Genomic DNA, 12,494 nt, shown 5'->3' with positions numbered 1-12,494 from the left:
ATCTGATTAAAGTCATTTAGAAGGTGAAGCAAGGGTTTCATACTTTGTTTTGATACCTAGATTATTAAAATATTTTTCTAAATCGTTGTACATATAATCACTTAGATCTAAGTTTTCTATTTTTCCAAATGATTCTTTTGTTTTGCATTCAAAACATAATTCTAAGTAGTCAAATACTTTACCGTTCTCGTCAAAAAATAAAATAGCATTTCTTGGCAAATAGCATCCTCTGATAATCTCTGAGCAGTTAGTATTTAATCTGGAACAAGTGTTATACAATATATCCGATAATTTTTCTACTTGCGAAAGATTTAAGGTTTTAATTTGAGTTACATTTTCCAGTGAAAGTGAATCTAAGTTTTTTCTTGGGAGCTCAATACCAATATTATAATCCAGAGTTGTTACGGTTCTTCCTGTTTCTTTGTCATAGGTTTCCGCTGAAACTCTGGTCATACCATCAGAATTTAAATTGTACGATATGATTTTTATCTGAGAAGCTTTGTTAAAAGGATAAGAATTAATTCGTTTTGAAAGATTAAAGTTTGTTTCGGTTACTTTTTTGGACTTGTTATTTTTAATTCCGGTTGTTTTTGATACCTTATGCTGTGCGTTTGCAATAATTGTCGTCAATAAGCTAAGACATAAAACAGATTTTATTATTTTCATAAAGTGATATTTTATCTATTATTAATTTAATATCCCTCACTTTGTAAAACTTAGTTTTATCTTTTTAAGGTACTTTTTGCAAATTGATCATTCTCAAATTCTTCTTTAGTTTTATAACTAAAAGTATTTCTAAAGGCTCCTTGTTTTAAGTTTTTTACCTCGTATGAATCTACTTCTAAATATGTACTGTCATTAGGTTTGTATTTGTATCTTAAACTGCAGTCATTCCCTGCATAGTAAACCAAAACATCTTTTTGATAAAGACGTTTTTCAAATTTTTTGCCTTCTTTATTATATAAATGAAGCGTATCTGTAAAATACCCTCCTTTTGTTTCTATTTCATAATATAATGCACCATTTTCATGAAAATCTTTTTCAATACCATTTCCATCTTTAAAATAAGTTGAATAAATTACTTTTCCATCTTTGTTATAGATTTTATAAATACTATCTCGTAAACCATTCTTGAAATATTCTTCTCTAAACTTATAATTTTTATAAATGTGATGTCCTAACGAATCTAAATAATAACTTCTTTTGCATTCCCACAAACCATGTTGCACGCCATTTCTAAATTCACCTTCTCTTGAACCAAAATCATATCCACGAGTAGGATCATCCCTAATAATATCATTCACCTCTCCTTTTTTTATAATTATTTCAAAATTATCTTTAAGCATAAATGAATTTACCCTACAAACATCCATTCCAACTTTATACCAATTATAAAAAACAAAATTTGTTATATAAGGTAAATCTGTAAAGCTGCCTTCGCTAGAATTAGCTTGAATTATTAATGAGCATGGAAGAGCATCAACCGAAAGTATTTTATTTGATTTACTTTTGCAACCAATCATTAATAGTATAATGCTAATTATAATAATATTAATCGTAATTTTCATAGTCTTTTCTCATTATGGTTATTTGATGGCCTAAATATTTAAGCCCTTCTACTGTATCTTTTCCCTGTAAGGTTATTTGTGAATAATCCATCATATTTAAAGTGCTTTTCTTAGTGAAATATAAATAATTTTGAGTTGCATTTTGCCATTCTTTGATTAATTTATAATTAAGATAATCGTTATAAATCTTTAACACATCTTCGTATAAAAGATAAAAAGGACTTTTAAAATCAATTAATTTATCATTTGGATATTTTTCTAAATTTACCTTAGCGGCATTATTTACGTTTTTATAAGTTTCATTTTTTTCCTTTTCTACAGTACATTTTCTGATAAATTGTTGTTTATTTAATTTTTCACTGTCCCAAATGTAGGAGCTATAATTAGTTTTGTCATTTATATAATCTTTATATTTTTTAATTATTATAGAATAATATACGTTTGAATGATCAATTGTTTCTATAAAAGTTCTCTTTTTTACATACTTTATTTCTTTCTCCGTTCCTTTAAATTCTGTTATTAATTTCTTTTGATCTTTTAAAGGTTTAGGAGATTTATTTATTTCACTTATTTGATTTTTTATTTCCTCTTCCTTAATTTGTAAGTTGAGTTTTTCGATGGTTTCTGTTATGTAATTTTCTATTTCTTTTCTTTTTCCCAAAACATCTTCATCGCAAAAAGTATGTTCTAGTCCCAACATGTGACCAAGCTCATGCGCATAAGTAGATTTAGATTCAATTGCATCAGCAAATACTAGCAGAGCATAATGATCTAAAGGAGAAATTCTGCTATATGCTGCTGTAGCACTATTGGTACACTCAAGATCAGATAAAATTATGATCCCACCCGAATCATATTTTTTAGAATCAGCACTTAGTTTATTTTTATATGAATTAATAGTTATATAATCAATTTGATTTTTCTTTTTTATTATATATTTTACCTCTCCATTTTCGTCAACCCCATCTTCAACTATCCAGTCTCCCAATTGACCTTCTTGTATTTCTGGTATCCAAATATCGTTGCCGTTTTCGTCTTTTCCAAGTACATTTTTTGTCCTTTTTACATCTATTGTAAAGTATTTTTCTTTTCCCCAAGCTTCCTTATCAAATGCATAAAAATAATCATCGACCTTATTGGCATCCATAGCCTCAAGATTTTCAATTTCAACGATATAACCTGCTTGGTTAAGAGAGTTATTGTTTAAATACTCTTTGATACCTGCATTTTTAAACTTTTTAAATAAGATTTTCGCTTTCTCATTTGGATTTCCTTCGTTTGAAACTAAAGCAATAACTCTAAATTGAAGTTTCAATACTTTATTTTCCATCATGTTTAAACCACCTATTTCACGTGGGCCTTTTGCGCCAGTATGTAAAAAAAAGTATTTTTTGTCTAACGATTCTTTCGAACAATTTATTGTAAGCTGGAGTTTCTCATTACCAACTATTTTTTTCTTTGTTGTTTTGTCGTTTTCATCCTTTCTTTGTTCTTCTCCGTCAATTTTAAAACTATAAAATTCATCTCCTGTAATAGATATATAATCATCCTGAGTTTCTCCTTCAAAAAAGACTTCCAGACTCAATGTAGCCTGCTCACCTGGTTTTACTAAAACAAAAGGAGTATCAACATAATCACAAAAATTAATTAGATCATAATTTTTCTGAATCGCTTGTATTGCAGCAGGTTTATCTTCACTTATGGGTATGATGTTTCCTAAATCCTGAGCTGTGTTTCCTTTTTTATAAAAGTATTCTACTTTTTCAAAGGGCACATCTTGTATTTTTTTAATTTCCATTGTTTCAGGATCGACATCAACCCAATCAAAGCCAAATTCTCCTTTATAATTTTCTAAAGTTCTGACTTTGGCATAAACCTTTGAGATTTCTTTTGGCTCTGAGGAGTAATCTCCAAATATAACATTTTTTGTTTGCGCTTGTTTTGAATCTTTAATAGAAATTGTTCCTTGTCCAAAAGTACAGAAAGCAGTAGAAGATTCTAATAAGCCTTTGTGTTCACTCTGTAATACATTACTTTTTGTGTTTGTCCAAGGAGTTTCAATACTGGGTTGACATTTGGGTGGTGGGGATGATATATTGCAAAGTTTAAAATTTAGAGAAAATGTTTTTTCATTTTCAGTAGCCATCAATTTATCCTGAATAAAAATTTTTGTTTGAGATTTAACCTCCAGCGCACCCTCTTCGGTGCTCATGGTACAATCGCACAGGGCACCGTTACATATATATTTTGCCATAATTAATTTATTAATACGTTTGCTCCTTTTATGGTTGTATCTTGTACTGCTTCTACTTTTATGGCCATATTTGCTTTAATATTTATATTAGAGCTGGCGTCTATGTTTACATTGTCTCCCTTTAAATTAATGTTACCGGATGTCAATATATTTACACCATTTTGACCTAAAAGTTCAATTAAATTATTAGCATCTTTCTTTAATTGGATTCTATTTTTTTCTAATAGAATTGTATCGTTTGAGTCCGTAAGTTTTATTTCTGCTCTTTCATTACCGCTCATTTCAAATGATAACTTTTCCTCTTCATCGTCATTATATAAACGGGCTGAGATATTACTTGGCTCTATTAATAAACTAGTTCGTTTTTTACCATTATCATCATTTAATTTTAGATTGGTAGCACTTTTTGTTATTGTTAAAACCGAGCCTTCTGTTACAACATTATTCTTAATCGAATTAAAAGTCGTTCTAAGACTATCAGCTGAAAAATGTGTAATTGCTAATGGGTTTTCTTTTTCATCGAAATAGCTAATTTTAAAGTTTTTGTCTTTGTCAAACTCTATCTTAGCGACATCAAGAATTTTAGTTTCATTAGTTTCTGTTACAGTATCCGTTTTTATGTAACGAATATGTAGTTTATTGCCATCGGCGCTATAATCAAAAAATAACTTTGGGTCATTTGCTGCTTGTATTCTTCCCATTAATCTGTCGACTTCAGAAAATTGAGAAACAAACGCTCTTGTTTCTACTCCGTCGATAATGGTAGCCAAAACCCAGCTGTCTTTTTTAGGAATAGTGATAATTCCTTGTTCTACATCGAGAATTGAAGCTTTTAATCTTACGTTTTTAAGAATCGCGCCATCGGCTCGCATTATGTTTACGGTATATGCATCTTCCGGATTATGGAACGATGTTATTTCGTTATTTATTTCGATGACTTTTGCCGCAAAAGTTTCAATGATTTGATTTTTATTGGCGACATCTTTTATTAGATCTGTTATATTTCCCATTTTTGTTTTTTTAAATTGCTTCTACTCTTCGTCCTATAAAAATCCTTTGTCGGTAACCATTTTCGCCAAAACTTCGTTCTACTTTCTCGACCTGAAAAGTGCCGTTTTTCTCTTTATCCTTAGCGTTTTCAAGAATTACTTTGTCTGTAGGACGCACAAACGGTTCACCAAAAGTTAGAAAAGAACCTTCAAATCCGCTTGGTTTAGATTCCATTGCTCTCAAAGCTGCATATTGATACAATTCGGAAGCTATTTCTGTGGTTGCTTTTTTGAAAGCAGTTGGATCGTTTGGTAAATCATCGGTATCATTATGCAAAACATGGGTTTTTGTCAATTGTCCATTCGGATCACCCAATTCAATATAAATTGGAGTGTTTGAGTTTTTAAAATATTTTTCAACTCTGGTGCGGGTGTTTTTTGTAGATTCGTTAACCACAACCAATTTGTCTTCAATAATATTGTAGCGAAATCTAAAACGCGCTTTTCCGGAGAAACTTCCGGAAATTGATTTCCCTGCTTTGTCCAGTTGTGAACTTAGAAGATTAAGCCCCAGGTTAATTAATTTTTTGACAAGTGTTCCTGCTAACGGACTTTTAATGAAATTACGGGTTATAAAACCACCCAATTCAGTTGCAGTATGTTGCTGCGGATTATTGGTAATTGTAAGTACGGGACCAGTTTCTTCGGTTTTAAAATAAGTGTAAATTCCTTTGTCTTTTAAAACTTCAAAAACCTGCGCCAAACTTTGGTTTCTGTTCACCAATACATTTCCTAATTCTTCGTCAAGAGCATTTACTTTAAAAGGTAATTTTAGTTCTTTAATTCTTTTTTCGAAAAAAGTTTTAGGATTAAAATTCTCAACATTTGTTGTTGGGTTTGTTGCGACAAGATTCAGAACGTCATTCTTATTTTGAACATCATCATCTTTTACCGCTTTTACTTTTTTAAAAGCATACATCGTGTCTTCACAAGATATAGTTGCAGTTGTTATATCTGATTGAACTCCTGTGATATAACCTCTGAAAGCTGGTTTGTAATCGCCATCATAACCCAGGAATATTTCGATATAATTTTCCAGTTTAAAAAAGTCGTGAATTGTTTTTTCATCACCGCTGGCATTTGCAAATAAGCTCTGGTCAAATCCTTTTGTATCCGTATATACTTTTTTGGGCATTACAAGAGTTGCCGTATCGGTCAGGGATTTGTACGAACTGTTTATGTCGACATTTTTGACATAAGTAAATTCATAATATTTGGGAGTTGGGATAAGTTTTATCGTTTCGTAAACTTTAATTCTCGCATTTAGTTTAAACATTGTCTCTAATTATTAGTTCTACAGTTTCATCTGACGTGGCGCTGGCAGTAAATTTTTGAATATTTTTTGTTCCGGAAATAGAAGGAATTGAGTACGAATCGATTACGAGTTCATAAATACCAAATCGGTTTAAAATGGCGTGTGTCACTCTTAAAGAATAAGGCGCATTTAAGAATTGTTTCAACAGGAAAAGTTTTTCTTTTGGATATTCATCCCCAGTTTCATTAGCAATTAATCCTTCGATAGAAATGCTAAAATCGCCATTTGTAATGTGTTCTTTGATGGTTGAATCTCTCCCTTCGATTCCTTCTTTTTTGATAACTTTTGAACGATTTAGATTTACAGTAACCGCATCGATTCGTAAACTTGCCAAATTAAGATCATTTTTTACAAGAGGTTCAAAAACTAAAGGAGCAAAAACTCTCAGGTTAAATTCGCCTCCGGTTTTGTCGATGATAAAATCTTTCGATTCAGATTCGTTATAATTAATACCAGTATATTCAGGATCTTTGGTATCTAAAATTTCGTTTACATTAAAATTGAATTTCATAATGATTTATTTTTTGTTTTTAATTTGAAAATGTTTGTGCAAAGGCGGTCATAAGTGTATTTTCCATTCTTTTCTCATTGTGTTTTTGTAACCAGAGAGCTTCTTCCAGAAGTTTGTAAAACTCATCCATAGAAAGTTTATAAGGATCTACCTGAAAAGCGGATCTGATAAGGGCTGCCGACTTTTTGAATTCATCTTTTTGCGGAGTTGAATCTATCGCAAATTCGCTGTCTTTTTTGATCATGTCTACAATAGAATTTCCTGCAGAAAGCATGAATTCATCATCATAATTTTCCTGATCCAATACACATTCTTTAAATAAAAAAAGGATCGCTTCATGCGGATTGTCCTTGTATAAATTTTGATAGTTTAAGAAGGTATTGAACGAAGGTTTTTTGCAATAAGTAGATGTTAATTGATCGGCTGAGGTAAGTTTTAATACGGTTCCGTATTTTTCTTTTAGGTTTTGTATGGCTGTTTCGTCTAACATTTTTTAGGGTTTTTGAGATTTTTTTTTTGTTGTGCCGCAGAATTTTGCTTTGAGATCTTTACATATTACTGTCTCTGCTTTCTTTTTTAATGGCTTCGGTCAGACTTTCGCTTTTTTCGGAAACACTTAAAGGCGAGATATTAAAACTTTCGATAAAAATGCTTCCTTCTGATGCCTGCATTAAAGGATTTTTGAAATTACTCATGTCTGGTGTTTTAGGTGTTTCTCCTAAATCTTTGGGTGTATAATCCATGATTAGTTTATTGTTTTAATTGTTAATATGATCGTTTGAGTTATTTACATAGTTGAGCGGTCCACTTTCAGAAATATTTTGAAAGCAGGAGTTTTTTTGCGCCTTTCAGGCAAACCAATTGTTGGAATTAGAGTATGTAAAAATAAGGAAGAAGTGTCTGAAAAACGAAAAATTGGAGTTGTGTTTTCAGTAGTTTCAGTAGAAAATAAATGTTGTTTAATTAATTGTTTTGTAGTTGTTTATAGTTGTTTTGTGTGTTTTTTTGAAAGGTACTTAATTAGTGTTTTTTGGGATTAATCAAACCAAATTTTTCGTATCAAAAAAATACGCCAAAATCGAGAAAAGGGATTTTACTTTTCAATCGATTTTGGCGTAAGCTTTAGATTAATATTGCTTTTAAATATCTATTTTATAATGTGAAGCTTAATTTAACTTCACCCAGGCTGACCATGTTCCATTGTTGCAATTTCGAACATAAGTATTAGGTATTGTTCCTATCGAAATGTAAGTTTGAGTACCATAATCTCCGGCATCATCTGTTTTGCAACTTGTTAACATTCCCCATGATGGAGAAGTATCAGGAACAAATTCACTTTGAGAACTTACTTGGCAAGTGTTAACCGAACTTCGTCTGTAGCCACTAAATAATGTGTTTAGATTTGTGATGCTTTTATACGGAACGTCCGGAACGTTTATTTTTTCTCTTAATCCGCCATGAGTTTCCCATAATACACCGTTTAGATCGCGTTCTAATGCTCCGTTTTGTGGTAAAGTAGTTAATGGTCCATTTGGAATAATTATCGATGGTGTAGATGCTGTACTTCCTGGAGTTGTTAAAAAATCTCCTTTTAATGCCATAGTTCCAGATTGGTTTGGTATTAAAAAAGTTCTGGAAGTCGTTAGATTATCTATGTTTAGTTCTGCCTGAATCGTTGGTTTACCAAATTTTATACCATGAGAGTTTACTTCGGTGCTAAAATTACCATTAGAATTGTGGCTAAACAATAATCCATCCGGTAGTGTCATTATCGTATTATATGCTGAACCGGAAGGTTGCTTTAAAAAGACAACTCCGGCATCAAACAATACCGAACCATTAAACCATTTACTACCATTTATAGTTTGATGTCCGGATGTCTTTACATTATCTAAATCTGTAATTGCAACAAAGGCAGTTGTCGCTATTTGATCAGAGAATGATCCTGCAGCAGCTGTTGGTGCTTGTGGTGTTCCTCTTAATATCGGTGAGCTAACCGGAGCATAATATTCGGATGGCTGTCCACCAAGATTTACCGAATTATTCGCCGTTCCAGTAGTATCTTGATTTAATATTGGGAAATCACTCACCACAGCAATACTATGTGCTCCGGTAACAGTTGTATTTTTTAAGATACCCGTGGCAAGAGCTGCTGTTGGCTCTGCATAATCTGTTCGAACATTTGCAATTACAGGAACTCCGGTAGCAGTTGTGTTTTTTAAAATACCCGTTGCTAAACCTGAAAGCAAAGTTCCGTTAATTCCTTTTACGGTCAAAGCTGTTGCTCCGGTTGCATCGCCTGTATGGGTCGCATTTGATACTTTCGAATTTAATTGCGTTTGAATACTGGAAGTTGCATCATTAAAAGCCTGTTGATTGGCAGATTGAAATTTCTTTGTTGCCGTTTCATTAATCTGGTCAGCAGTATAATCTCCTGTTTGTGCCGTAATTGCTCCGTTACGGCCAAAAACGGTTGTCACATCACTCGTTGGCGTAAGTAATTCTTGCCAATCTGATACGACTGTTGGATTTTTACCTTTTAAGATAAAAGACTTATTTAAATCAAGTCTTACTGCTATGTCACCGGTTTCTACAGTTAAAGCCAGCATTTCAATTTCTGAAGTCACGACAAAAGTGTCGTTTATGGTGATTGAAGGAATTTGCGAAGAGATCAGTTTTCCATCAACACCAAGTCCGGCATATCCGTTTGCTACATTTTTATTGCTTGTATTTTCGGGAGTGAATCCAAGATAAGCTTGTTTCGCATTCCAGGTTGCTTTCTCGGCATCTGTTACAAATCTATTGTTTAAATCCTGAGTAATAAGACTTGGCGGATGATTTGCGGGATGAACATAATTAAAGAGTGTTGCAAGACGACTAATTTCAATGTCTGCAAGTAAACTTTTCCCGGTAGATTTATCTACTTTGGTATTCTGCAATAGTTTTCCCATTTCTGCAGTTAATGCTTTGGTTGTTCCGCCGGTAGTCAGATCATTTACCAAAATAGAATTTAATGAAATCTGAACGGTTTCAATCGCATCAGCAATTTCCTGAATTGTATTCAGATTAACATTGTCTGAAGCTAAGAATGTGTTTATATTGTTAATTTGGTTTTGCAGAATCACACCTTGTTCTGCACTTAAAAGCGAAGTAGAACCACCGGAAATTAAATCATTTACGATATCTAAATATTGACTTGCTAATTTTGTAAAACTATTTAATGGAGCGTATCCTCCGGCAACACCTTTTTGGTTTTTGTCTTCTTTAGTTTCAAACAAAGCGGTGTGTGCTGTTTTATCAACTTTGTGAGCCTCAAGTTGTGATTTCTCTGCTTTAGTTTCAAGCGCACCTACCAGATTGTTAATACTGCTTTGAGGTATTGTTTCGTCCTTATGCCAAAAACTTTGCCAAGAATCCCAGAATTGTCCCTGTGATGGTTTTTTGCCGGTTCTAAACCAGTCCAAAATTGTATTGATATTTGTTGCCATATTGTATTGGAATTGATTATGAAATTCATTTTTTTAACCTTAGTAATTTTTATTAATTCTCAAAGGAGTTTGTTTTTAATATACTTGAATTGTCCAGGATTTTGCTAAAAGTAGAGCTTCTGTTGCCGTTCCTGAAACTTTGCCTGTATTAGACATTACATTAATAACTCCGTTGTTTGCTAATGAGCTTATCCACGCAGTGTCGTTATTCCAACTTGAAGTAGTTATTAAATTTGTGGACATATATATTTCGCGTAGTGAAGTAGGTAATGGTAAAACAGGATTAAAACTCGTTAATTTATTACCACTTAAATTTAGAAAATATAAAGAATTTGGTAATGGTAATGTTGGATTGAAACTTGTTAAGTTATTTCCCATTAGTCCTAAATTTTCGAAATATTCCGGCCAAGGAATTGTTGGATCAAAATTTGATAATTTATTATATGCTAATTCAATGAATCTTAGATTGGACGGTAAAGAGTTAATAATTGCAAACTCTTCCAAATTATTGCTGTCTAGCCAAAGTGTTGACAAACCAGAAGGTAACTTTGGACTAAAATTTACTAATTGATTATTTCTAATTTCTAATGTCTGTAAGCTATAAGGCAATGGTAATGTTGGACTAAAATCTGTTAATTGATTTCCACTTAAACCTAAATGAGTTAAAGTACCAGGCAGAGGAATACTTGGGTTAAAACTAGTTAGGTTGTTGTTATCTAGTCCTAAGTAGTCCAATTGCTCAAAATTTTCTAATTCTATATCCATCAATCGCATATTCCATAAATTCACTTGATTTATGGATACTGAATTTTGGAATTTAAATCTAATAGTATTTTCAGTAACATCTAAGCTGTATAATACTCCTGAGCTTAATCTCGATGAAAAGTAATTTTTCCATTGGACCAAATCATATTTATCACTTATTCCAAAAGAAGAAATATCTGTATCAATATTTGCCCATGTTAAAGTCAAAATTGCAAGGGATATATCTTTGACTACTGCTAAAAGGGCTACATTGTTTTGGCTTAGATTTAAAGGTAAGTTATAAATGTCACCATCAACTAGCCCATTAAGCAAAGCTTCATCATTATTAGAATATTCTCCTTTAATTTTAATTAAGCCAATTTCAAACTCACTTCTACGAATAGATTTTACCTCATTATCTGTACCATAAACCAAAACGTTGTCGGTTGGTTCACCTTCGTTTATTGTATTTAATTTTAAAGCGTTATTAATAGTATAAGTATGTGTTGATGATTCGGTTTTATTGGGTATTTTTTCTATATTTTCTTTCATTTTTTTGTTTTTTGAATGAACTTATCTTGCACAACAAAAAGCCCCAAGACTGTACGAATGGTTTGTTATTCTACAATCTTGAGTAGTCTTTGTTAAAAACGGATGTGAGAGTTTTAAGAACTTTGTTAAACTATTTTAGTTTACACTTCCTAGGAGTGTAACTTATTTTATTACTCCTGTTTTATTGCCGTCTTTACTTGCAATTAAACCTAAAGCAATGCAGACACTTGTTATTTGTCCGCCAACTTCTGCCGTGATATAGTCTAGAGCAACTGCGACTGCGATGCTTCCCACGATAATTCCTGCTAATGTTGTTTTCCAATTTTTAATAATGTTTTCCATTTTTTTTGTAAGTTTAATGTTCTAATGTGGATTTTGTTAGTTTTAGACTATAAATTCTTTCGAATCGCTCAAACTTCCAATAGTATCTCTAAATTTAATAATAGTACCCGGCGTTAATTCAAGCCATGATATCCATAATTCAGGGTAGGAACCAGTAGGCGATACACTGGAAAATTCAGTCATTCCTGGTTTTTTGTACATAAGTACAATGCCATTATAGGCACCGCAACTATAAGATCTTTGTAATACTTCACCATTAAGTTCATAAGTAAGTACGTGGTTATTAACGAATGATATAATTCTCCCTACTAAATTGTTTGGTTTAGTAAAACTGCTCATCAAACTTGTATCTCCACCGTAATACGTTGCTTCAGCAAGGAAATTACCTTCACAATATCCTATTACGCTATCGCCGATTTCTAATTCATCAGCTGTATTTGGATAAACTTTAAAAATTAAAAACTGTCCGGACGGAATAATTTTATCTCCGGTTAATAAATTTTCAATCCCTTCAATATCTTCGACGGGCACTTTTTCGCTTTTATGTCTGAAGGAATCCCAAGTACTCCAAAATTGCGCCTGTGTAGGTTTTAGACCTGTTTTAAACCAGCTTTTAATAGTTTTTAATGTTTCTATAGCCATTTTATTTTCTTTTTTAAATTATTTTTTTA

At 32.1% G+C, this 12,494-nt stretch carries 12 protein-coding genes; all 12 read right to left on the bottom strand.

The window, feature by feature from the left end; all coding sequences use genetic code 11:
• Window positions 1-12 precede the first annotated feature (12 nt).
• On the bottom strand, window positions 13-666 hold the full coding sequence (locus EAH81_RS06455; RefSeq protein WP_140505058.1) for a hypothetical protein: 654 nt from the start codon (window positions 664-666) through the stop codon (window positions 13-15).
• Window positions 667-722: 56 nt separating this feature from the next.
• Window positions 723-1,568 (bottom strand): hypothetical protein, encoded by an 846-nt coding sequence (locus EAH81_RS06450; RefSeq protein WP_140505056.1) that lies wholly within the window; start codon window positions 1,566-1,568, stop codon window positions 723-725.
• Window positions 1,552-3,822, bottom strand: coding sequence for a PAAR-like protein (locus EAH81_RS06445; RefSeq protein WP_140505054.1), 2,271 nt, complete (start codon window positions 3,820-3,822; stop codon window positions 1,552-1,554). The genes EAH81_RS06450 and EAH81_RS06445 overlap by 17 nt, the downstream gene beginning before the upstream one ends.
• Before the next feature lie 2 nt (window positions 3,823-3,824).
• Window positions 3,825-4,832 carry a hypothetical protein gene (locus tag EAH81_RS06440; RefSeq protein WP_140505051.1) on the bottom strand — a complete coding sequence of 336 codons (1,008 nt, stop codon included), beginning with the start codon at window positions 4,830-4,832 and terminating at the stop codon, window positions 3,825-3,827.
• A gap of 10 nt (window positions 4,833-4,842) precedes the next feature.
• Window positions 4,843-6,147 (bottom strand): hypothetical protein, encoded by a 1,305-nt coding sequence (locus tag EAH81_RS06435; RefSeq protein ID WP_140505049.1) that lies wholly within the window; start codon window positions 6,145-6,147, stop codon window positions 4,843-4,845.
• Window positions 6,140-6,697 carry a DUF6046 domain-containing protein gene (locus EAH81_RS06430; RefSeq protein ID WP_140505047.1) on the bottom strand — a complete coding sequence of 186 codons (558 nt, stop codon included), beginning with the start codon at window positions 6,695-6,697 and terminating at the stop codon, window positions 6,140-6,142. Before EAH81_RS06430 ends, EAH81_RS06435 begins: the two co-directional genes overlap by 8 nt.
• A 19-nt stretch (window positions 6,698-6,716) precedes the next feature.
• Window positions 6,717-7,187, bottom strand: a complete 471-nt coding sequence (locus EAH81_RS06425; protein WP_140505045.1) for a hypothetical protein — start codon at window positions 7,185-7,187, stop codon at window positions 6,717-6,719.
• A gap of 58 nt (window positions 7,188-7,245) precedes the next feature.
• Window positions 7,246-7,440 (bottom strand): hypothetical protein, encoded by a 195-nt coding sequence (locus EAH81_RS06420; RefSeq protein WP_140505043.1) that lies wholly within the window; start codon window positions 7,438-7,440, stop codon window positions 7,246-7,248.
• A gap of 423 nt (window positions 7,441-7,863) precedes the next feature.
• Window positions 7,864-10,185 carry a pyocin knob domain-containing protein gene (locus EAH81_RS06415; protein ID WP_140505041.1) on the bottom strand — a complete coding sequence of 774 codons (2,322 nt, stop codon included), beginning with the start codon at window positions 10,183-10,185 and terminating at the stop codon, window positions 7,864-7,866.
• 75 nt (window positions 10,186-10,260) lie between these two features.
• Window positions 10,261-11,481: a hypothetical protein gene (locus tag EAH81_RS06410; protein WP_140505039.1), complete on the bottom strand. Its 1,221-nt coding sequence runs from the start codon at window positions 11,479-11,481 to the stop codon at window positions 10,261-10,263.
• A 162-nt stretch (window positions 11,482-11,643) separates the two neighbouring features.
• Window positions 11,644-11,823 (bottom strand): hypothetical protein, encoded by a 180-nt coding sequence (locus tag EAH81_RS06405; protein ID WP_140505037.1) that lies wholly within the window; start codon window positions 11,821-11,823, stop codon window positions 11,644-11,646.
• 42 nt (window positions 11,824-11,865) lie between these two features.
• On the bottom strand, window positions 11,866-12,465 hold the full coding sequence (locus EAH81_RS06400) for a hypothetical protein (RefSeq protein WP_140505035.1): 600 nt from the start codon (window positions 12,463-12,465) through the stop codon (window positions 11,866-11,868).
• Between the last annotated feature and the right edge of the window lie 29 nt (window positions 12,466-12,494).

Origin of the sequence: Flavobacterium pectinovorum, assembly GCF_006438875.1 — a bacterium.
GTDB classification, from domain to species: domain Bacteria; phylum Bacteroidota; class Bacteroidia; order Flavobacteriales; family Flavobacteriaceae; genus Flavobacterium; species Flavobacterium pectinovorum_A.
The sequence above is the reverse complement of the archived record's forward strand: the minus strand, read 5'-3'. Positions and strand labels throughout refer to the sequence as shown.